Source organism: Streptomyces sp. NPDC050610 (assembly GCF_040654875.1).
In the GTDB taxonomy this organism is placed as follows: domain Bacteria; phylum Actinomycetota; class Actinomycetes; order Streptomycetales; family Streptomycetaceae; genus Streptomyces.
Window position 1 is genome coordinate 74,946 of the sequence record NZ_JBFAIV010000011.1, and the last position, 20,744, is coordinate 95,689.

The 20,744-nt window shown below is 72.3% G+C and carries 17 protein-coding genes; 7 read left to right on the top strand and 10 right to left on the bottom strand.

What is annotated here, in order from left to right:
• Nucleotides 1-9 precede the first annotated feature (9 nt).
• The 8 genes from AB0I22_RS16125 to AB0I22_RS16160 all read right to left on the bottom strand — a co-directional run bounded on the left by AB0I22_RS16125 (nucleotide 10) and on the right by AB0I22_RS16160 (nucleotide 9,726).
• The gene (locus AB0I22_RS16125; RefSeq protein WP_363131397.1) at nucleotides 10-1,059 is read right to left on the bottom strand and encodes a beta-ribofuranosylaminobenzene 5'-phosphate synthase family protein; all 1,050 of its coding nucleotides are present in this window, start codon (nucleotides 1,057-1,059) and stop codon (nucleotides 10-12) included.
• Between the two features lie 30 nt (nucleotides 1,060-1,089).
• Nucleotides 1,090-1,938 carry an ABC transporter substrate-binding protein gene (locus AB0I22_RS16130; protein ID WP_363131398.1) on the bottom strand — a complete coding sequence of 283 codons (849 nt, stop codon included), beginning with the start codon at nucleotides 1,936-1,938 and terminating at the stop codon, nucleotides 1,090-1,092.
• Between the two features lie 218 nt (nucleotides 1,939-2,156).
• Nucleotides 2,157-3,176: a PfkB family carbohydrate kinase gene (locus tag AB0I22_RS16135; protein WP_363131399.1), complete on the bottom strand. Its 1,020-nt coding sequence runs from the start codon at nucleotides 3,174-3,176 to the stop codon at nucleotides 2,157-2,159.
• The gene (locus AB0I22_RS16140; protein ID WP_363131400.1) at nucleotides 3,176-3,865 is read right to left on the bottom strand and encodes an HAD family hydrolase; all 690 of its coding nucleotides are present in this window, start codon (nucleotides 3,863-3,865) and stop codon (nucleotides 3,176-3,178) included. Before AB0I22_RS16140 ends, AB0I22_RS16135 begins: the two co-directional genes overlap by 1 nt.
• A 112-nt stretch (nucleotides 3,866-3,977) precedes the next feature.
• Nucleotides 3,978-5,036, bottom strand: coding sequence for an LLM class flavin-dependent oxidoreductase (locus tag AB0I22_RS16145; RefSeq protein ID WP_363131401.1), 1,059 nt, complete (start codon nucleotides 5,034-5,036; stop codon nucleotides 3,978-3,980).
• Between the two features lie 5 nt (nucleotides 5,037-5,041).
• Nucleotides 5,042-6,667, bottom strand: a complete 1,626-nt coding sequence (locus AB0I22_RS16150; RefSeq protein ID WP_363131402.1) for an acetolactate synthase — start codon at nucleotides 6,665-6,667, stop codon at nucleotides 5,042-5,044.
• 151 nt (nucleotides 6,668-6,818) lie between these two features.
• The gene (locus AB0I22_RS16155) at nucleotides 6,819-8,105 is read right to left on the bottom strand and encodes an acyl-CoA dehydrogenase family protein (protein ID WP_363131403.1); all 1,287 of its coding nucleotides are present in this window, start codon (nucleotides 8,103-8,105) and stop codon (nucleotides 6,819-6,821) included.
• Between the two features lie 232 nt (nucleotides 8,106-8,337).
• The gene (locus AB0I22_RS16160; protein ID WP_363131404.1) at nucleotides 8,338-9,726 is read right to left on the bottom strand and encodes an MFS transporter; all 1,389 of its coding nucleotides are present in this window, start codon (nucleotides 9,724-9,726) and stop codon (nucleotides 8,338-8,340) included.
• Between the two features lie 155 nt (nucleotides 9,727-9,881).
• Here AB0I22_RS16160 and AB0I22_RS16165 point away from each other — a divergent pair, with 155 nt between their 5' ends.
• From AB0I22_RS16165 to AB0I22_RS16190, 6 genes are read left to right on the top strand one after another with little or no spacing between them, the layout of a single operon-like run.
• On the top strand, nucleotides 9,882-10,991 hold the full coding sequence (locus tag AB0I22_RS16165) for a phosphoribosylaminoimidazolecarboxamide formyltransferase (protein ID WP_363131405.1): 1,110 nt from the start codon (nucleotides 9,882-9,884) through the stop codon (nucleotides 10,989-10,991).
• Between the two features lie 54 nt (nucleotides 10,992-11,045).
• Complete coding sequence (locus AB0I22_RS16170; protein WP_363131406.1) at nucleotides 11,046-12,209, top strand: MalY/PatB family protein; 1,164 nt, start codon at nucleotides 11,046-11,048, stop codon at nucleotides 12,207-12,209.
• 43 nt (nucleotides 12,210-12,252) lie between these two features.
• A complete protein-coding gene (locus AB0I22_RS16175) occupies nucleotides 12,253-12,771 on the top strand; it encodes a (2Fe-2S)-binding protein (protein WP_363131407.1) in 519 nt (172 codons plus the stop codon).
• A gap of 4 nt (nucleotides 12,772-12,775) precedes the next feature.
• Nucleotides 12,776-13,780 carry a xanthine dehydrogenase family protein subunit M gene (locus AB0I22_RS16180; protein ID WP_363131408.1) on the top strand — a complete coding sequence of 335 codons (1,005 nt, stop codon included), beginning with the start codon at nucleotides 12,776-12,778 and terminating at the stop codon, nucleotides 13,778-13,780.
• Complete coding sequence (locus tag AB0I22_RS16185) at nucleotides 13,777-16,059, top strand: xanthine dehydrogenase family protein molybdopterin-binding subunit (RefSeq protein WP_363131409.1); 2,283 nt, start codon at nucleotides 13,777-13,779, stop codon at nucleotides 16,057-16,059. Before AB0I22_RS16180 ends, AB0I22_RS16185 begins: the two co-directional genes overlap by 4 nt.
• Nucleotides 16,060-16,093: 34 nt before the next feature.
• Nucleotides 16,094-17,200: a hypothetical protein gene (locus AB0I22_RS16190; RefSeq protein WP_363131411.1), complete on the top strand. Its 1,107-nt coding sequence runs from the start codon at nucleotides 16,094-16,096 to the stop codon at nucleotides 17,198-17,200.
• Between the two features lie 7 nt (nucleotides 17,201-17,207).
• Here AB0I22_RS16190 and AB0I22_RS16195 read toward each other — a convergent pair whose 3' ends face one another.
• Entirely contained in the window at nucleotides 17,208-19,313 is a 2,106-nt protein-coding gene (locus AB0I22_RS16195; protein WP_363131412.1) for an alpha-amylase family protein, read from the bottom strand.
• 44 nt (nucleotides 19,314-19,357) lie between these two features.
• Complete coding sequence (locus tag AB0I22_RS16200; RefSeq protein ID WP_363131413.1) at nucleotides 19,358-19,678, bottom strand: hypothetical protein; 321 nt, start codon at nucleotides 19,676-19,678, stop codon at nucleotides 19,358-19,360.
• A gap of 204 nt (nucleotides 19,679-19,882) precedes the next feature.
• Between AB0I22_RS16200 and AB0I22_RS16205 the strand changes: the two genes are divergently transcribed.
• A complete protein-coding gene (locus tag AB0I22_RS16205; RefSeq protein ID WP_363131414.1) occupies nucleotides 19,883-20,668 on the top strand; it encodes a VOC family protein in 786 nt (261 codons plus the stop codon).
• Nucleotides 20,669-20,744: the final 76 nt, after the last annotated feature.

Consider the following 20,744-nt stretch of genomic DNA (forward strand, 5'->3'; position numbering starts at 1 on the left):
AGGGGTCTTTCAGTCGACCAGGGACAGGTCGTCGAGTGCGGGGATCCACTCGACGGTGGCGGGCGCGTTCCGCGCGCCGCTGAACCAGAACTCGCGCACCACGCCGCTCTCGCGGAGCTCCGTGAGCCGCTCCACCGCGGCCTGCGGGCGGCGGGTGAAGGCGTAGCACATCGGGCCTTCGGAGCTCATCGCGATGGCGTCGATCTCCTTGCCGGTCCGGGCCTCTTCCAGCAGGAACTTGACCTGGTCGGACTGCATGTCGATCTGCTTCTGCTTGAAGTAGCTCTCGTAGGTGAGGAAGTTGACCGCCTCGCAGAAGGCCCGGTAGTCGGCCTCCATGACGGAGGTGGCGAGGTTCATCAGGACGGCGTGCGCGGTGCGCCGGGCCTCTTCGGCGGGGATCGGCAGCGTGCGGGCGAAGAACTCCCGCTCCACCTCGCCGTGCATCTGGTGGCCGTTCGGGATGATCACGAGGATCGGCCAGGACGGGAACTGCGTCGAGATCAGGACCGGCGGGCGGCGCCCGCCGCCCGCGTACCGGGTCGGCACGAGGTAGCGCTTCGGGTCGTCGGAGAAGTCGTCGGGGTTGCGGTGCCCGCCGTCGACCAGGAATCCGCCGCGCTCGATCAGGTTGGGGCTGGCGCCGGAGGTGCCCGCCCGTCCCGCGGCCCGGGCGATCTCCGCGCCGTCGATCGGGCGGCCGGTGAACTGGGCGTATGCCCGGCCGACCGCGACCGCCGTGGTGGTGCCGGAGCCGAAGCCGGTGTGCGGCGGCAGCCCCTTGGTGATGACGACGCGCGCGGCGGGCCCGTCCCACGCGGCCCGCAGCCGGTCCAGGAGCGCGGTCACGGCCTCGGCGTGGGCCGCGCCGTTCTCGTCGGTCTCGACCGTGTTGTTCTCGGCCGGGAGGACGAGGGCCTCGAAGCCGGGTGAGCGGAGCGCCATGGAGGCCATGCCGTTCCGCCGGCCGGTTTCGCCGTTGAGGTCGATGAGGGTGAAACTGACGCGGCATCCGGTGCGGATGCGGACGCCCCATTCCTGCGAGTTTGCCTCGGACATTTTCTCTCCCTCGCGAAGTGGTGGCGCCGGTTATTTGAGTGCGTCCTCGCCGGGGATTTCGACGACCAGGTCCGCGTATGCGGCGCCGGATTCGATCAGCTCCCAGCGCTGCATCCACGCGTAGGACTTCTCGAACTCCTCGCGGGTGTACGGGGCCGGCTCCGCATAGCGCAGCCGGGGCAGGTGGAAGTCCTCCGGCGTGAGCACGCCGTGGAACTCCTCCGGCAGCGAGTCGATCAGGTAGTGCAGATACCGGCGCTTGTCGGCGTTGATGTCGGCGACGGCACGGCCGATGGCGCGGTTGCAGGCGGCGTACACGGCGGGGTCGAAGTCGGGCGCGGCCAGTTCCAGGCCCGCGTAGTGGGTCTCGATGACCTTCTGGAAGCCCTGTTTCTCCGCGAGGGCGATCCATGGCTCGGAGAGCGCCACGACGGCGGCTTCGCCCTTCTTGACGGCGTGGTAGCCGTCGATGGTGTGGTAGCCGACCGTCTTGATCTCCGGGCCCGTCAGGAACCCCTCCAGCATCTGGATGGCCGCGTAGTGGTTGCCGTTGTGGAAGCTGACGGCGATCGGGGCGTCCGCGAGCGTCTGCGGGTAGGTGTACGGCGAACCGGGCGCCGCCATCAGGGCCATGACCGCGATGGAGGACCGCTTGCCGATGATCTTCGCGCCGCGCCGGCTGTCGTGGGCCCGCCGGATCTGCCCCCATTCACAGGCGCGGTACAGATCCACCTGGCCCTCCTCGAAGGGCACGTGGTTTCGGATGGAGTCGACGAGCTGGTGGTCTTCGGCGGGCTCGGTGAGGGTCTGCTCGGCCCGGTTCTTGACGAATTCCACTTCGATGTCCTCGGCCGCGAAGTAGCCGTGTTCTTCTGCCACCAGCCAAGGGAGTGCGAAAACCGCGGAGGGACCAATTCCTTCGGTGCGAACCGTAGTCGTCACGTCGACGATCTCCTTCTCACAAAGGGGGTTTTCTCGCCCGGTCAGGCTAAACACATCGGTGCGGTCGGAGCAAGCGCCGTTCTGTTCAACAGAATTGGTTCGTCAGTAATGCCGCAAGGCACACGGGGATGGTCGCGGGACAGCGGATAAGGGAGTCAAGGAATGTCGTCGGTCCGGGTCATCAATGCCTGGCCTCCGGTGGGTCCTCGGACGGGTGCGCGCGCCTGCCTGACCTTCAGCACCGCCCGCGCCCTGCCGGTGCCGAGCGCGAGGCAGACGGGGTGCTCCTCGCCGGAGAGCAGGCCGTACAGGAATCCCCCGGCGAACGCGTCCCCGGCCCCGAGCGCGCTCGGGGCCGCAACGATCTCCTCGCCGGTCATCAGGTGGCGGCCGGCGGGGCCGTGGACGATCGCGCCGCGGCTGCCCAGCGTGACGACGGCCAGCACGCCCCGCCGGGCCAGGTCGGCCGCCGCGTCGTCCGCCGTGGCCCTGCCGGTGACCGCCGCGAACTCGGCTCCGTTGCCGAGGACGACGTCCACTCCGGCCGCCAGGACGGCGTCGAAGCGCTGCCGGTGCTCCAGGACCAGCCGCCGGTCCGAGAGGGCCAGAATCCGGGCCGCGCCCACGGCGGAGGCGTAGGCCATGGCGGCCCGTCCCACCTCCAGCCCCTCGTCGGCGGCGAGCAGATACCCCTCGAAGAGGACCGCGTCGCACGGCCGCGACCGGGCGAAGTGGGCTGCCACGCCGTCGCGCAGGACCCGCAGCCGCCCCGGTTCGCCCTGCCAGATCAGAAAGGCGCGCTCGCCGTCCGGCAGGAGCAGCACCAGGCAGCGGCCGGTCGCTCCGTCGCCGCCGGGCGGCAGCGGGACGCGCACGCCGCGCGCGGCGAGGTCGGCGCCGATCGCCCGTGCCAGGTCGTCCGTCATCGAGGCCGTCAGCAGCGACGCGTGCCCGCCGCTGGCCGCGAAGGCGACGCAGGTGTTGGCCGCGCTGCCGCCCGCCGTGGCGGCCACCGGGCCGTCGGCGAGACGGGCCACCGCGGCCTCCAGGGCCGCGCGGTCGCGGAACGCCGCCGTGCCGGGGGCGACGCCCAGGGCCTCGCACGCGCCCGGCCGCACCGCGACGACGATGTCGGCGAGCGCGTCCCCTACGGCGACCAGGCGCGGGCGGTCCATCAGAAGTGCTCCGCCAGCTCGGAGAAGCGGTCGATCTGGAGCAGGTGGTCGGGGGCTTCCGGTACGGGCTGCCGCTCCAGCACCCAGGTGTCGGGGTGCGGTACGTACACGGCGCGGAGCCCGGCCGCGAGCGCGGGCACGATGTCGGACTTCGGGGAGTTGCCGATCATCCAGGTGCGGTCGGCGTCGGCCTTGGCCTGCTCCACCACCGTGGTGTAGGTGTCGACGGTCTTCTCCGGTACGACGACGACGTCTTCGAAGAGCGGCGCCAGCCCGGACCGTTCGACCTTGGTGGTCTGCTCGTCGAGCTCCCCCTTGGTCAGCAGGATCAGCCGGTGGCGGCGCTGGAGGTGCGAGAGGGTCTCCCGCACGCCGGGGATCAGCACGGGCACCTGGTCGAGGATCCGGTCGCCGAGTTCGGCGATGGCCTGTGCGTGGTCGACGGAGGCCACCTGGGCGTGCACGCGCTCATAGCATTCGTGCAGGCTCCGTACGAAACTCTTGGCGCCGTATCCGTGCACCTTGCAGTTCGCGGTCTCGATCTCGTCGAGCATGCGGCGCAGTTCGGCGCGGGTCGTCCGGTCGTGGAACACGAGGTCGATGAACTCCTCGATGGCACGCTCGAAATAGATGTTGTTCTCCCATAGCGTGTCGTCCCCATCGACGAGCAGACACTGGTTGACGATCAAGCTCAGCCCCCAACGGGTGATCACACGGAACTCGGGTGAAAGGCCATCTGCCGCGTCGCACAAGGACGTTCGGCGTTCGGTGTTGCTGTTCGGCCTTGAGGAAAATTATGCCTCACACGAGCTTCGGGATCACCTCGTTCGTCAACAGCAGGAATGAGCTGTGGCTGAGCGGAGCGCAGAGCAGGTAGTGCAGCCCTATCTGTTCCTGAAGGGCCTGAATCCGCTCGGCGACCCGGGCTGGGCTGCCGTGAATGATGACGTCGTCCACATACCGTTCCACCGCGCTCCGGCGCGCCCCCTCGTCCTGGGGCGGCGATCCCGGCCGCAGCCGCTTCGAGTATTTGCGGCGGGAGGGATCGCTCATCGATCCCACGGTCCACTGCGCGCCCCGCAGGGCGATTTCGCGGGCCTCTTCGTCCGTCGGCGCGACGGCGATCAGCCGCGCCATAGGGGTGACCCGCCCCTCCACGGAATGCCCCGCGTCCGCCAGCCCCGCGCGATAGGCCGCGTATTTCACGCCGATGTCCACGTGGGTGGAATGGGGGTCCATGAGGATGGAGTAGCCGGCCGACGCGGACCAGGCGATCGCGTCGGGCGACGAGGACGCCAGCCAGACCGGGGGGTGCGGCTGCTGGAGGGGCTTGGGCAGGACTTCGACGTCCTCGAACGTGTGGAAGTCGCCGTGGTAGGTGAGGCGGTCGTCCTGCCAGGCGCGCAGCACGATGTCCACGTTCTCGCGGAACTTCGCGTAACTGCTGTCGAGGTCCAGGTCGAACACCTTGAATTCGCCGGGGTCGTTGCCGCGCCCCGCGCCCCAGTTGACCCGGCCCCCGGAGACCACGTCCAGCAGCGCGATCTCCTCGGCGAGGCGCAGGGGGTGGTACATCGAGGCCAGGGAGACGGCGGTGCCGATCCGCAGCCGCTCGGTGCGGGCGGCCACGAGGGTCCCCATGACGCTCACCGAGGGCGAGACGGAATACGTCGTGAAATGGTGCTCGGCCAGCCATACGGCCTCGTACGCACCGGACCGTTCCATGATGTCGATGCGGTTCAGCGCCCGGTCGTAGACGGTCGGCAGGGGATGTTTTCTGCCCGGCCAGGAGAAGAACTGCAACACGCCGAATTGAAGCCGCCCCCGCACGGGCGCGACATGACCAGTCGATGAGTTCATGGCAATCATCCGAGTTTCGAGGAGCGCTTGTAGGAGACCTTGGGATCCGTCAGCACATTCACGAGATAGGGCACTCCCGCCGCGAACGCGCGGCGCAGTGCCGGGGCGATGTCCGCCGGGCGTTCGACCACTTCGCCGGCGCCGCCGAGCGCCTGGACGAGCTGGTCGTACCGGCACCCCGGCCGCAGATCGGCGGCGACGTCGCTGCCGTAGAGGTCGTTCATGGGGTGCTTCTCCAGCCCCCAGATGCCGTTGTTCCCGACAATCATGGCAACGGGAAGCCGATGGCGTACGAGGGTGTCGACGTCGCTCGCGGAGAAGCCGAACGCGCCGTCGCCGAGGAGCAGCGCGACCTGCCGGCCGGGGTGGCGGAGCCGGGCCGCGGCGGCGTACCCGACGCCGTTGCCCAGGCAGCCGTACGGGCCGGGGTCGAGCCAGTGGCCGGGGAGGTGGGAGTCGAGGAACTTGCCGGCGTACGACACGAAGTCGCCGCCGTCGCCGACCACGACGGCGTCCTTCGCCAGCTGCGCGCGCACCTCCCCGATGACCCGCGCCGGGTGTATGGGGTCGCTGTCCGAGCCCAGTTGGGCTTCCTCGGCGCGGCGCAGGGCCCGCTCCCGCTCCCGCAGCCGGCCGATCCACTCCTCGTGGCCGCGGCGCTCGCCGCGCCACGCGGCCATGGCCCCGAGGATCGCGGTGAGGTCCCCGGCCGGCGCGGCGGCGGTCGCCACGTGGGTCGCCCGCTGCGCCGGTTCGTCGACGATGTGGACGACCTGTGCGTCTCCGAACCGTCCGAAGGACAGCCGGAAGTCGAGGGGTGTGCCGACGACCGCGACGACGTCGGCCTCCGTGAGGGAGCGCCGGGTCCGGGCGAAGGCCAGTTCGTGGTCGGCGGGGAGGCAGCCGCGCCCCTGCCCGTTCATGAACACCGGTACGCGCAGCTCCTCGGCGCAGTGGCGCAGCGCCGTCCAGGCCCCGCCCCACCAGACGTCGCCGCCCGCGACGAGGGCGGGCCGCTCGGCGCCGGCCAGCAGGGCGGCGGCCTTGTCGATCTCGTCCGGGTCGGGCGAACCGGCCGCCGGGGAAGGGCTTTCGGTGAGGGTCGCGGCGGCCCGGCGGTGGAGCACGTCGATGGGGAAGTCCAGGAAGACCGGCCCGCGGTGGGGGCTCGCGGCCAGCGCGAGGGCGTCGCGCACCTCGTCGGCGATGCGGTCCGTCGCGGTGACCGTGCGGGCCGCCTTCGTGACCGGCGCGACCATGGGGACGTGGTCCAGCTCCTGGAGGGAGCCGGAGCCCCAGCGGCGTTGCGAGGCCCGGCCGCCGAGCACCACGAGCGGGGAGCCGTTGAACCAGGCGCCCGCCATGGCGCTGATGCCGTTGGTGACGCCCGGGCCCGCCGTGAGCAGGGCGACGCCGGGGCGGCGGGTGAGCTTGGCGTACGCCTCCGCGGCGAAGACGGCGGTCTGTTCGTGGCGGACGTCGACGATGCGCAGGCCGGCCTCGGCCGCCGCGTGCAGCAGCGAGAAGATGTGGCCGCCGGACAGGGTGAAGACGGTGTCCACGCCCGCGTGCCGCAGGGCGGCGACGGCCAGTCGGCCGCCTTCTCCCTCGATGTCGCGCGCGGTGTTCACGGGCGTTCTCCGGCCCGCGCCGCCGTGCTCAAGGTGGTGTGCGCACTCGCGTGGTTCACGCTGCTCCCGGTGCCGCCGATGCCATTACGTCCGTACCGGCCGCAGCGGTGCGGCCGTCTTCGTCGCGCGGTGGTGCGGCTGCCTGCGCGGGTCAGGCGCCGGTGCCGTCCGGTTCTTTTTTCTGGGTGCCGACCCGCAGTTGGTGGAATGGGGCGTCCCGGTCCGCTTCCGGCTCGCGGGGCAGTCCGAGGAGGCGTTCGCCGATCAGGTTGCGCTGGATCTCGTCGGTGCCGCCCGCGATGGACAGCGACTGCACGGAGAGCGCCATCTGCTGGAACGCGCCGCCGGCGGTGCTGTCGCCGTCCGTCACCATCCCCTCGGCGCCCAGCAGCGAGAGGCTGATGTCGCGGGCCTCGCGGCCGAGTTCGGAGCTGACGACCTTTCCCATGGACGCCTCGGGCCCGGACGGGCGTCCCTTGCGGGGCGCGGCGCGCGCCTGCCGCATGCGCATGCGGTTGGTCTCCGCCACCGCGTGCATGGCCGCGATCCGCTGGCGTACGAGCGGGTCCTGGTCCTTGCCCACCTCTTGCGCGAGGCGGGTCATCGCGGCGGGCGTGCGGACGCCGGGGACGACGGGCCGTGCGCGTTCGGCGCGCCGGCTCTCCTCGATCAGGTCGCTGATGGGGCGGTCGAGCATGCCGGTCCGCCTGCCGGGCGAGGCGATGCGGGCGGGCCGGAGCACTCCGCCGCCGCCGACCTCCACGCGCTCGTACATGAGGGACGCCTGGGCCACCGGCCAGCCCTGGCCGAGGGCGCCGATGAGGTTCTCCGCGGGGACGACGACGTCCGTGAGGAAGACCTCGTTGAAGGTGGCGCGGCCGTTCATCTGCCGGATGGGCCGCACCTCGACGCCGTCCTGGTCGAGGTCGACGACGAAGTAGCTGATGCCTTTGCGCTTGGGCACGGAGGAGTCGGTCCTGGCGAGGACCAGGCCGCGCTCGGCGGTCTCGGCCTCCCGCGACCAGAGCTTCTGGCCGTTGAGCACCCACCGGTCGCCGTCCCGGTCGGCGCGGAGCTGGAGGCCGGCGAGGTCGGAGCCGGCGCCGGGCTCGCTGAACAGCTGGCACCAGGATTCCGCTCCGGCGGCCAGCGCGGGCACCCAGCGCCGGCGCTGCTCTTCGGTGCCGAATTCGATGAGGATGGGGCCGCCGATCATCTGGCCGACGCCGCCGGGCGGTCCGAGCGCGCCGGCCCGGCCGATTTCCTCGGTTATGATCTTGGCTTCTTCGCGCCGCGTTTTTCGGCCGCCCAGGCCGGCCGGCCAGGTGGGAAATGCGAATCCGGCGTCCGCCAGCAGTCGCCACCATTCCCCGAGCAACAGGCTGACCTGCCAGGTTTCCTTGAGCCAGGTCCGTACTTCGGCACGTACTTCGTCCAAGGGATCGGAATTCTGGCTCTGGAACACGTGTCCCCCACCTCCGGGCGGCACCGTCGGGCAACGCCGAATGATCATTCAATCCGGTGGTCAACCGCGTTCAGCATACTCAGGCACGGCCGGGTGACAATGGTGATCTGATCGATTTGGCTCATATCCATCGGCGGCGCAATCGGAATTGATCAATTGCGCCGCCGACGGGGCGCTGAGCTGCGTTCCTCCCGGCGCGCCGGAATCAGGCGGAAAGCCGCCGCACGGAAACGCGCAGCAGTACGGTCCCCACCGCGCACACCAGCAGCACCGTGGGCACCACGGCCCACCAGCCGTCGGCCGCGAGCACCGCGAAACTGGCCAACGGCGGTCCGGCCAGCGAGCCCACGCTGCCGACCTGGGCCACGAGGCCGTTGGTGATGCCGATGTCGGCGGGGGTCCGGACGACCGTCGGAATCGTGGCGAACACGGCGGCGACCACCATCTCGTTGGCGATGGCCACGATCATCGCTCCGACGGCGCTCATGGCGACGCCCGCCGAGCTGAGGAACGCGATGGCCGTGCCGACCGGCATCAGCAGCGAGGTGGCGAAGACCCGGCGCACGGGCACGCCGCGGCGCAGCATCCAGCCGCTGAGGAAGCCGCCGACCGTGCCGACCAGCGAGACGCCGCCGGTCAGGGTCCCGGCCTCGGCCGTGGAGACGGAGAGCTCCTCGTGCAGGTAGGTGGGGAGCAGGGAGACGACGGCGACGATCGACCCGCTGGCGGTGGCGAACCCCAGGGCGAGCAGCAGCGGCCGGGCGAGCCTGCGCGGGCTCCGCTCCCCCGCCGGTCCGGACCGGTCCTCGGCGCTCCCGCTCGCGTCCGCGCTCTCGATGCCGTCCCCGTCGACGCGGGCCGGTCTGCCGAGGACGACGGCGGTCACGACGCCCATCGCCAGGAGCGCCGCCGCGGCGATGGCCAGCCAGGTGCGCCAGCTGAACCAGGCCGAGAGAAGGCCGCCGGCGAAGAGGCCGAGCGCCAGGCCGACGGGGAAGAAGGTGCCCCACACGGCGAGCGCCGTGATGCGCCGGACCCCGCCGCCCATCGCGATGATCACCGCGGGCGCGGCGACGACCACGGCCACGTAGCCGAGGCTCTCCACCAGCCTGGTCGCCATCATCGAGCCGAAGTGGCCGGTGCGCGAGCCGAGGAAGCCCGCGACCGCCATGACGAGGCAGCCGGTGACCAGGGCCCAGCGGAGCGGGAAGCGCACCAGGAGATAGCTCATCGGGATGCCGAACAGCGCGGCGACGGCCGTCGTGGCGGAGGTGACCAGCGACATCTGGTCGAGGGACAGCCCCAGCGCGCCCCGCAGCTCCACGGCGATGGGCGCCATCTTGCCGAGGCTCATGGCGGTGAGAATCCCACAGCAGTAGACGAGCGCGAACCGCGACCAATAGCTCCACGAAAAGCTTGTCGGGGCCGGGCCCACCGGTAATACTCCTTGCGGAGTATCCGATTTCTTCTCTACGTCCAAGGCGGCGAGGCTCCTCCTTCGGCGAACCGGCTCATTTCCCGTTCGCGGACAGCTCGTTGGAGCGTATGGGAGCGGTACCCCGACAGCAAGGGGACACCTCGGGCGGCCGCGCACCAGGGCCTTCCCGTCCTTCTCACCGGGTTGACGGCCGCCACCGGATTGCCGCTACCTTGGCGGAGAGCAATCTCCCCGGCCGCCTCACGGCCCGTCCGGCGCGCCCGCCGGCCGCCTGCCGACCAACTGCTGTCGACACAGGAGAGGTCATTCGCATGCCGAGCAGTCAGACCGGCTTACCGCTCAAATACGGATTGAACCCCCAGCAGGCCCGGGCCATGGTGACAATGCCGGACGGCGGCCCGCTGCCGTTCTCCGTATTGAATGGCACGCCTTCTGTCGTCAATCTGCTCGACGCGCTCCAGGGCTGGCAGTTGGTACGGGCCGCGAGCGCGGCGCTCGGGACGCCCGCGGCGGCCTCCATGAAGCACGTCTCCCCGGCCGGCGCCGCCCTCGCGGGCGAGGTCGACCCGACCGCTCGGGCCACGTTCGCGCTGGACGGACCGCTGTCGGACGTGGCGTCCGCCTACGCGCGGGCCCGGGACTGCGACCCGCGCTCGTCCTACGGCGACATGGCGGCCGTGTCGCACCCCGTCGACGCGGACACGGCGCGGCTCCTGGCCCGGGTCGTCTCCGACGGCGTCATCGCCCCCGCGTACGAGCCGGGGGTCCTCGCGACGCTCTCCCGCAAGAAGCGCGGCGCGTTCCTGGTCCTGGAGATGGACCCCGGCCACGTACCGCCCGAGGAGGAGGTCCGGGACGTCTTCGGGGTGCGCCTCGTCCAGGACCGGGACCCCGTGACGATCGACGACGCCGCCCTCGGCGAGGCGGACGGCTTCACCGAGGAGCTGCGCCGGGACGCCGTGCTGGGGCTGATCGCGGCGCGGTACGCGCAGTCCAACTCGGTGGCGTACGTGTCCGGCGGCAGGACGGTCGGCGTCGGCACGGGGCAGCAGTCGCGGGTGGACTGCGTGCGCCTCGCCGGGGAGAAGGCCGACCGCTGGCGGCTGCGGCGGCATCCGCGGCCGGCCGGCGCCGCGTTCCCGGGCGGCACGCCGCTCCAGGAGCGGGTGAACACCGTGCTGCGGATGGTCGAGGACCTCGACGCCGACGAACGCACGGCGTGGCTGTCCAGCGAATCGCCCTGCACGCTCGCCTCGGACGCCTACTTCCCGTTCCGCGACAACGTCGACGTCGCCGCCTCGCACGGCGTGCGCTGCGTGGTCGAGGGCGGCGGGTCGCGGCGCAGCGACGAGGTCGAGGCGGCCTGCCGGGAGCACGGCATCGTCCTGGTCCGTACGGGACTGAGGCTGTTCTCCCACTGAATCCCCCACTGAATCTCCCCCTGTGGCTCTTACTGGAGGGCGGGCGGTCGCGGCATGGCATCCGAGTTCCACGACATCGGCATAGACGACGTGATGGAGCGGCGCTCCCTGAAGTGGGGGCGCAACGGCCCCTCGGTGCTGGGCGCGTGGGTGGCCGAGATGGACTTCCCGCTGGCGCCGGAGGTACGGGCGGCGCTGCACCGGGCGGTCGACAACGGCGAGACCGGCTACCCACTGCGCGACATCCGCACGGGGCTGCCGGCGGCCTGCGCCGACTGGCTGCGGGAGAGCTTCGGCTGGTCCGTTCCGGCCGAGCAGATCTTCCTGGTGCCCGACATCCTGACGGGCATCGGCCTGGGCATCGACGCCTACAGCCCGCCCGGTTCGGCTGTCGTCGTCCCGACGCCCGCCTATCCCCCGTTCTTCGAGATCGTCGAGGCGCTGGGCCGCCCCCTCGTCGAGGTGGCCCTGACACCCGACGGCGGACGCCCGGCGCTGGACATCGAGGGCATCGGCGCGGCGCTGGCCGCGGGCGCGCGGACCGTCGTGCTGTGCAACCCCCACAACCCGGCCGGCCGGGTGTTCGGCCGGGCCGAGCTGACCGCCCTGCGCGACCTCGTCACCGCGCACGGGGCGCGGGTGATCGCCGACGAGGTGCACGCGGGCCTGGTCTACCCCGGGTGCCACCACATTCCGTACGCCTCCCTCTCCCCCGAGGCGGCGGCGCACACCATCACGGTGACGTCCGCGTCGAAGGCGTGGAACATCGCCGGCCTCAAGTGCTCCCAGGTGATCCTGACGACCCCTCAGGACGTGGTGCGCTGGCGGGAGCTGCCCTTCCACGCGCGGCACGGATCGAGCACGCTGGGGATCGCCGCCAATATCGCCGCCTACCGCGAGGGGGACGCGTGGCGGCGGCGCGCGGTGCGCTATCTGGACGGCAACCGCCGGTTCCTGGACCAGGCGCTCGCGGCCGAGCTGCCCGAGGTCGGCTACCGCACGCCGGAGGCGACCTATCTGGCGTGGCTGGACTGCCGGGGGCTCGGCCTGGACGACCCCGGCGGCTTCTTCCTCCGGCACGCGAAGGTCGCGCTGAGCGACGGGTCCGTGTTCGGCGCCGCCGGACGGGGCTTCGTACGGCTCAACTTCGCCACCTCGCGCCCCCTCCTCCAACGCATCGTCACCGCGCTGGCCAAGGCCGTGCGGGAGCGCCCGTGAACGCCCCGACGCCCGCCCGTATCGGGAGAGCCCGGAGGACACGATGACCGGCACGGCAACGGAGCCGGAGCACGGCTCGTCCCCCGACGACACGGCGGAGGTGGCCTTCACGGTGAACGGCGAAGCGGTCCGCCTGGTGCTGGACACCCGCGAATCGCTCCTCGACGTGCTGCGCGAGCGGCTGGGACTGACGGGCGCGAAGAAGGGCTGCGACCACGGCCAGTGCGGCGCGTGCACCGTCCACGCCGACGGGCGCCGGGTCCTGGCGTGTCTGACCCTCGCCGTGCAGGCCCGGGGCCGGGCGGTGGCGACCGTCGAGGGGCTGGCCGCGCCGGACGGCGCCCCGCACCCGCTGCAACAGGCGTTCATCGACCATGACGCGCTGCAGTGCGGCTACTGCACACCGGGCCAGATCATGTCGGCGCTGGCGTGCGTGGCCGAGGGCCACGCCGGGGACGACGAGGAGATCCGGGAGTACCTCAGCGGCAACCTGTGCCGGTGCGGCGCGTATCCGGGGATCGTGGCCGCGGTCCGCGACTACGCGCGCACGACGGAAGGCTGAGGCGATGCGCCGCTTCTCCTACCGCGCGCCCGCCACCGTCGCCGAGGCCGTGGCCGCGCTGGCCGAGGGCGGGCCCGGCGCGCGGCTGCTGGCCGGCGGCACGAGCCTGTACGACCTGATGAAGCTGGGCGTCGAGACGCCGTCCGCCGTCGTGGACATCGGGCGGCTGCCGGAACTGACCGTGTTCGACACGGCCGGGCCCGGCGAACTGGTCTTCGGCGCCTGCGCGCGGATGGCCGACGTCGCCGAGGACGCGGTGCTGCGCGGGAAGTACCCGGCGCTGGCCGAATCGCTGGCCAAGGCCGCCTCCCAGCAGGTGCGGAACATGGCGACGGTGGGCGGCAACCTGCTCCAGCGCACCCGGTGCGGCTACTTCCGCGGCGGACCGGCGTTCGACTGCGGCAAGCGGCGGCCGGGCAGCGGCTGCGCGGCCCGCGGCGGCCTCGACCGCGGTCACGCCGTGCTCGGCACCAGCGACGCCTGCACCGCCGCCTACCCCGGCGACTGGGCGGTGGCGCTGCTCGCCTTCGACGCCCGCCTCGATCTGTACGGGCCGGGCGGCGCCCGTACGATCGCGCTGGCCGACCTCCACCGGGAACCGGCGGACGCCCCGCACCGGGAGCACACCCTCGGCGCGGGCGAACTCATCGTCCGCATCCGCGTCCCGGCCACCGCCGCCGGGCGCGGCTCCGCCTACCACAAGGTCCGGGACCGGGAGTCGTTCGCCTTCGCGCTGGCGTCCGCGGCCGTGGCGCTCACCCTCGACGGCCGGGGCCGGGTCGCGGACTGCCGGATCGCCCTGGGCGGCGTCGCCACCCGCCCCTGGCGCGCCGTGGAGGCCGAACGGGCGGTGGCGGGAGGGGTGTTGACCGAGGAGAGCGCCGTGCGCGCGGGCGAGGTCGCGTTCGCCGGGGCCCGGCCGGGCTCGCACAACGTCTTCAAGGTCCGCCTCGGGGCGCGTGTCGTCGCGGAGGCGCTGCGTACGGCCGCGGAACGGGCCGGAGCATGAGCGCCCCGACGCACCGGGACAGCGCCCCGGACGCACGCCTCCACGCCCCGGACGCACGCGCCGCCACCCCGATCCCCCGCGTCGACGCCTACGAGAAGGTGACCGGCGCGGCCCGCTACAGCGCGGACCGCACGCCGCCCGGCCTGGCCCACGCCATGCTCGCCGTCGCGACCGTCGGCAGGGGCCGCGTCACGCACGTCGAGACCGCGGCGGCCCGTGCCGTGGCGGGCGTACTGCTGGTGCTGACCCGCTTCGAGGAGCACGAACTGCGCCCCGCCGGCTACCGGTTGAGCGGCGGCTACGGCTTCCAGACCCTGCAACCGCTGCTGGACGACCGTATCGCCTACCGCGGTCAGCCGATCGCGCTGGTCGTGGCAGAGACGCTGGTCGCGGCCACCGAGGCGGCCGCGCTGGTCGAGGCGCGGTACGCGGCGGAGCCGGTGGCCGTCACCCTCGACGCGCCCGGCGCCGAGACGGTCGGGCAGGCGGCGGCCCTCCCCCAGCCGATGTTCGCGGACACGGCGGTGGGCGACGCGGACGCGGCGTTCGCGCGGAGTCCGGTGCGGTTCGACGGGGAGTTCGGCATCAGTGCGCAGCACCAGGTGCCGATGGAGCTGCTGGGCACGGTCGCCGAGTGGCGCGGCGACGACCTCGTCGTGCACGAGTGCACGCAGAACTCGGGGGCGGTGCAGCACGGCCTGGCCCGCCAGCTGGGCATCGATCCCGCCCGCGTCCGGGTCGTCTCCCCGCAGGTCGGGGGCGGCTTCGGGCAGAAGACCTGGCTCCAGTCGCACGTCGGCCCGCTGGCCGTGGCCGCGCGCCGGCTCGGCAGGCCGGTCAAGCTCGTCGTGCCCCGGACGCAGACGTTCCACGGGAGTACGTTCCGGCCCGCGAGCCGCCATCGGATACGGCTCGGCGCCGACCGTTCCGGGCGTCTGACGGCCGCCGTGCACGAGACGCGGCAGCAGACGTCGCGGCACGACCTGTTCGCCTCCGACTTCACGTCCGTCACCGCGCGCATGTACGGGATCGCGGACTTCCGGGGCCATCAGCGGCTCACCCGCACCGATGTGCAGACCCCCGGTTTCATGCGCGCGCCCTTCGAGCACGCCGCCGTGTTCGCCCTCGAATCGGCGGTGGACGAGATCGCCTGCGCCACGGGCCGCGACCCGGTGGCGCTGCGGCTGGCCAACGACACCGGCACCGATCCGGTGACCGGCCGGCCGTTCTCCTCCCGGCATCTCGCCGCGTGTCTGCGCCGGGGCGCGGAGCGGTTCGGCTGGGCGGCTCGTACGCCCCGGCCCGGCTCGATGCGCGCCGCGGACGGCGCCCTCGTCGGGTGGGGCGTCGCCGCGGGCGCGTACCGCGCGTCGGCGGGCCCCGCCGTGGCCCGGCTGCGGCTGGCGGCCGACGGCGGGATCGCGGTCGAGGCGTCGGGGCACGAGATGGGGCAGGGCCTGCGGACCGCGGTGGCCCGTACGGTCGCGCTGGACCTGGGGATCGCGGCCGAGAGCGTACGGGTCGGTGTGGGCGACACGGGCGGGGTGCCGCAGCATCTGACCGCCGGGTCGTGGGGGACGGCCACGGCGCTGCCCGCGGTGCACGCCGCGCTGCGGGAGCTGCGGGTGCGCCTCGGGGCGCCGGACGAAGGGCCGGTCGACACGGTCGCGGCGGCGGCCGAACTGGCCGCGGCGGGGCGGCCGGAGGCCGTGGTCGAGGCGCTGTCCCTCCCGCCGGGCCAGTCCGCACAGGCCGCCGACCGGCTGCGGGCGGGGCTGCCCACTCCGGCAGGGCCAGAGTACCCGGGTTTCTCCGCGTTCAGTTTCATCGCTCATTTCGTGGAGGTCCGCGTCGAACCGGCCATCGGGCGGGTCCGGGTGGAGCGGGTGGTCAGCGTCGTGGACTGCGGCCGGGTCGCGAGCCCCGTCACCGCCGCCGGCCAGATCCGCGGCGGTGTGGTCTGGGGCATCGGGGCGGCGCTGCGCGAGCGCAGCGAGCCCGATCCGCGGTTCGGCGGGTTCCTGAACGCCGATCTGGCCGAGTACGTCGTGCCGGTCAACGCCGACGTCCGCCGGATCGACGTCGACTTCATCGACGCGCCCGATCCGCTGGTCAACGCGCTCGGGGTCAAGGGGTGCGGCGAGGTGGCGCTGGTGGGGGTGGCTCCCGCCATCGCCAACGCGATCCACCACGCGACGGGCCGGCGGCATCGGTCGCTGCCCATCCGGGTGGAGGACGTGCTCGCGCGGGAGGATGGCATGATCGCCAATTCGTGGTAGTGGTAAGGGAGTTGACTCCGCTACTGTCGGGGCAATGCGCAGCCGCCCGTACGTCGCAGCGTTCCTGTCCGCCCTCGTCCTGACGGCGTGCGGCTCACAGCCCGAGTCGCCGCGCCCGCCCGAGCCCAGCGGGTCGAACACGGCCGAATCCAAGGACCCCACGGGGCCGGCGGACAACCGCGTGACCCGAGGGGACGGCGCCGAGCTGACGTACCGCGCGAGCGGGCGGGCCAGCGCGCAGAACCCCGCGTTCTCGCCGGACGGAAAATCCCTGCTGTTCACCCTCTTCCACGGCGGCTACAACGACGGCGCCGCCGCGCTGCGGGTGCTCCCGCCAGGTGCTGACGGGCCGTCCGGCCGCGCGGCGCGCGGCGGCTCCCGGACGCTGCTCGACGAGTCCGGCCAGGCCGCGGTGAATCTGCCCGGTTCCAGCTGGCACCCGTCGGCCGGAGTGGCCTTCACCTCCGACCGGGTGGACCGGGACGAGATCTGGGTGCTGCCGCCGGGCGGCGGCGCGCCCGCCAGGGTGACGCGGCACGGCGGCGACTCGGGGTATCTGGAGCCCAGCTTCTCGCCGCGCGGGGACTGGCTCGCCTTCCAGGAGAGTGTGGAGCGGGAAGACCCCGAACCCGACGACGGGCAGGAGGAAGCGGCGGCGCGGCCCGAGCGGTCCGCGCTCGGTTCCCTCTGGAAGATCCGGCGGGACGGCAGCGGGCAGACCCGGCTGCTGAACGGCCCCGCGACCGGTACGGACAACCGGCAGCCCAACTGGTCGCCGCGGGGCGACCGGCTCGTCTTCCAGCGCCGCGAGCAGCACAGCGACGCGTGGGCGCTGTACATCGTGAACGCGGACGGCGGCGGGCTGCGGCGGCTCACCCAGGGCTCGGGCGAGCACACCGACGCCAGCTGGTCGCCGGACGGCCGTTCGGTGGTCTTCTCCTCCACCTCGGGCGGGCTGGAGGTGCCGCAGATCTTCGTCATGCCGGCCGACGGCGGGCGCCCGGTCCGGGTGACGCGGAACAACAGCTATGACGGAGCGCCCAGTTGGTCGCCGGACGGGCGGTGGATCGCCTTCGAGTCCCATCCCGGGGACGAGGAGCGGCCGACGTCTCTGTGGCGGATCCGCGTCCCCGGGGCGTAGGGCGCGGTCAGCCCGTGGTGATCGTCACGAGGGAGTACTGGGTGACGGTCAGCGCGACGGTGACCTCGTCTCCGGAGACCGTCCAGGAGACCGGCCGCGGGGCGGGCGAGGGCCCGTCCGGCGAGCTGACCGTGGCCGCCTTGACCTGCTTGCCCGCCGGGACGACGAGCGAGACCGAGCAGGCCGCCGGGGTGACCTTGAAGGCGGCCGGAGCGTCCCCGAAGCCGGTGAAGTTGACCAGTTGCACGATGGTGTCGTCGCCGAGCCTGCTCGCCTCCAGGTGGATGCGGCGGTCACCGGTGAACTTGACCCGCGCCGGGGCCGCCGCGCGGACCGGCGCGAGGAGCTGGTCGGCGCTCGCCTGGTCGGTGGAGGCCAGATAGCTGTGGCCCAGCAGGGCCTTGACGTACCAGCAGACGCCCGAGCCGAACCGGTTCTCCTTGCTCGCGGGCAACGGGTCGGCCTTGCGGAAACCGAGCACGTCGGCGAGGGCCAGTTCGGCGCGGGCCGTGCCCAGTTGGTCGTACGCGGTGGGCGCCGGGCCGGTGATCACGACGGTGCCGCCGCCCGAGACGAAGCCCCGCAGCACCTCGGCCTCGGCGTCCGAGACGGCCTGGAGGTTGGGCAGCAGCAGCGCCCGGTAGCCGGCCAGGTCGGCGGCGGTGAGTCCGGGGCTGGTCACGGTGGCGAACGGGATGTGCTCGTACACCAGGGCCTTGACGGTGCCCCGGAACTCGCCGAGCCACTGTTGCCGGGTGCAGCTCTCCTCCGCCTCGCTGGCCCACCACTCCTTGACCCCGGCGGGCTTCTTGGTGTTGACGTACATGCCGTTGCCCGAGGAAGGGCTGACGAAGTCCCGGGAGGCGGCGGAGTGGTAGACGCCGACCTCCGCCAGCGTCGTGGCGTCGTACAACTGCTTCTCGTGGGCCTCGACGAATCCGTACATGCGGGTGCGCATCGGCAGGTCGGCGCTGTCGCTCTTGAAGGGGGTCTTGACCTCGTACGGGTTGCAGCCGGCGGCCAGCACCTCGGCCATCACCAGGGAGGCGTCATCGGCCTTCCAGCCGTAGGAGAACGCCCAGGCGGGCTTGGCGCCGCTGGCGGCCCGCGCGTACTTGTACATCGAGATCAGACAGGTCCAGTCCGACGCGGTGGCGTGGCGCATCCCGTCGTAGTTGCTGAGGATGTCCACCTCCCAGCACTGGCTGAGCCCCGGGCTCTGCCGCGTGTACGCGCCGTCGAGCCCGATCAGGGTGGCGTACTGGTAGTCCATGCTCACCGTCTCGGAGAAGGTGACCAGGTCCGGGTTGACGGACGTGCCGGCGGCGGCGATGTCGACCTGCCACTGGTGCAGATTGCGGTGGCGCCACTCCACGAAGCGGCGGAAGGTCAGGTTGCCGAAGTCCTTCTTGACCGGCAGGTCGAGGCCGGTGTCCGCCTTGAAGGCGGCCGCCGCCCAGGTGGAGGCGTCGCACCAGTCGGCCGCGCCGTCGAAGTAGATCGGCACGTCCGGCCAGATCGCGTCGACGCCGGTGGCCGCGAGCAGTTTGATCCGGCCCAGGTAGTAGTCGCTCCACGGGGAGTTGGGGCTCATCCAGCAGCTCTCGTCGCCCGGGTCCACCCATACGACCAGGCTGCCGTAGAAGACATTGGGCTTCCCGTCCAGGGAGTGCTGCACCCACGCCTTTCCATTGCTGTTCTTGTAGAACGAGGGGCCCTTCTCGCCCCCGGCGCTGATCAATTCCAGCGACGGGTAATACATGACGACCCGTATCCCGGACTGGTGCGCCAGCCCCACGAAAGTTTTGATCGTCTTCAGGTGCGCGGCGTACTCGGCGTCCGTGATCCAGTTCGACAGGATGGTGTCGACCTCGATCACGCTGACGTGCTGCGTCTTGAGAGCGGCGATCACCGGCTTCAGGGCCCCGGCTTCGGCGTCGTCGTCGAATGTGGCATCGGCCAGCCGCGCGTATCTGCTCCAGTCCGGGAAGCCGCCGCCCAGGCGGTCCGCTCCGGGCGGCGCCTCGGCGGGCACGGCCCAGGCCGCCCGGCCCCGCACACCCGGCAGTTCGGGCAGGAGATTCGCCGCCAGGGCCGCGCCGCCGACCCCCAAGCCTGTCTGTAAGAGCCTTCTGCGGCCGAATCTTCGCTGTCCGTTCACGGCTGCTCCCTCATTGTCGTGGCGGTGCCGTCGCCGATTCCGTTGCCGGTCTCGGTGTCGGTGTCGGTCTCGGCTTCTGTGCCGGTTTCGGTGTCGGCTTCTGTGCCGGTCGCGCTGCTGGTTGCGGTGCCGGTCGCGCTGCCGGCTCCATCCGGCGCCCGTTGCCGATTCCGTCCGGTGTCCGATGCCGGTTCCGCCCGGTGTCCGAGAATTCTGCCTGATCGTTTACTGATCCTTTCTGGAAAACGGCGGGAAATGCCGCCCGTCGAGGTAATCGTCTCGATCGCGACTTGCGGTTTACGGGAGAAAAGAGACAACGTCCCGTCAGCCGCGGTTTCCCATACGCTGCGGCTTCCCGTGCGTCAAGCGGGAAAAGAAGCCGTGCCGCGCGTGGCGGGCGAGCGGAGGGACCGGGGGCTCGGAGGGGCTGCTGGGAACGGCCGTTGTCAGTCCCCCCTGCCATGCTGGGAACCGCTCGGCACACCGCCTCGTCCACCACCGACAGGTCGGAGGAAAAGCTCATGCTGACGACTGATCACGCCCTCGGCGCACCGGTCCGGGTCGACCTCGCGACCCCCGACGTCGAGGCGGCCGCCGCCTTCTACCGGGCCTTGTTCGGCTGGGAGTTCGGCTTCGAGGAGCCGGAGGCGGAGGGGCGCGGCGTCTTCCGGCTCGGCGGGCGGGAGGCCGCCGCGGCCGGGCCGCTCACCGAGGAGGGCACGGGCTCCACCTGGACGCTGTCCTTCCGCTGCGCGGACGTCGAGGCGACGGCGGAGGCGGTCGAACGGGCCGGCGGCACGGTGCGCCTCGCGCCGCTCCAAACGGGCGGGGGCTGCGCGGCCGCCGGGTTCAGCGACCCCGACCACGCGCGGTTCGCGGTCCGGGAGTCCGGCCGTACCGGAGTGCTCGGTACGGTCGACATCCCCGGCGCGCTGTGGTGGACGCAGCTGTACACGACGGACGTGGCGGCGGCGAAGCGCTTCTACAGCGCGGTCCTGGCCTGGGAGACGGAGGACGTCGTACTCGAACGCGGCGCCGCCTACACCGTGGTCTCGCCGCGCGGCGGCGGGCTGGCGGCCGCCCACGGCGGCATCATGCAGCTGCCCCCGGAGGCGGCGAGCGCCGGCATATCCCCAGGGTGGCACCCGTACTTCGCGGTCGAGGACTGCGACGCCGCCGTCGCCACCGCCGTCGAGCACGGCGCCACGCCGGCCCTGCCCGCCGAATCCTCGAAGGGGATAGGCCGGCAGGCGACGCTCCGCGACCCGTTCCGGGCCCTGTTCTCGGTGAACAGCGCCCCGGCCTGAGCCATCCACACGTTTCCCGCTCCGCCGCCGATCCCACTGGCCCCAGCGGTCCCGGCGGTCGTCACTGAGGAGTCAA

Bases quoted from the DNA above. Each gene is read 5' to 3' on its own strand.
- AB0I22_RS16125 (WP_363131397.1), bottom strand. From the start codon at position 1,059: ATGTCCGAGGCAAACTCGCAGGAATGGGGCGTCCGCATCCGCACCGGA.
- AB0I22_RS16135 (WP_363131399.1), bottom strand. From the start codon at position 3,176: ATGGACCGCCCGCGCCTGGTCGCCGTAGGGGACGCGCTCGCCGACATC.
- AB0I22_RS16145 (WP_363131401.1), bottom strand. From the start codon at position 5,036: ATGAACTCATCGACTGGTCATGTCGCGCCCGTGCGGGGGCGGCTTCAA.
- AB0I22_RS16185 (WP_363131409.1), top strand. From the start codon at position 13,777: ATGAGCGCCCCGACGCACCGGGACAGCGCCCCGGACGCACGCCTCCAC.
- AB0I22_RS16170 (WP_363131406.1), top strand. From the start codon at position 11,046: ATGGCATCCGAGTTCCACGACATCGGCATAGACGACGTGATGGAGCGG.
- AB0I22_RS16165 (WP_363131405.1), top strand. From the start codon at position 9,882: ATGCCGAGCAGTCAGACCGGCTTACCGCTCAAATACGGATTGAACCCC.
- AB0I22_RS16205 (WP_363131414.1), top strand. From the start codon at position 19,883: ATGCTGACGACTGATCACGCCCTCGGCGCACCGGTCCGGGTCGACCTC.
- AB0I22_RS16180 (WP_363131408.1), top strand. From the start codon at position 12,776: ATGCGCCGCTTCTCCTACCGCGCGCCCGCCACCGTCGCCGAGGCCGTG.
- AB0I22_RS16175 (WP_363131407.1), top strand. From the start codon at position 12,253: ATGACCGGCACGGCAACGGAGCCGGAGCACGGCTCGTCCCCCGACGAC.
- AB0I22_RS16190 (WP_363131411.1), top strand. From the start codon at position 16,094: ATGCGCAGCCGCCCGTACGTCGCAGCGTTCCTGTCCGCCCTCGTCCTG.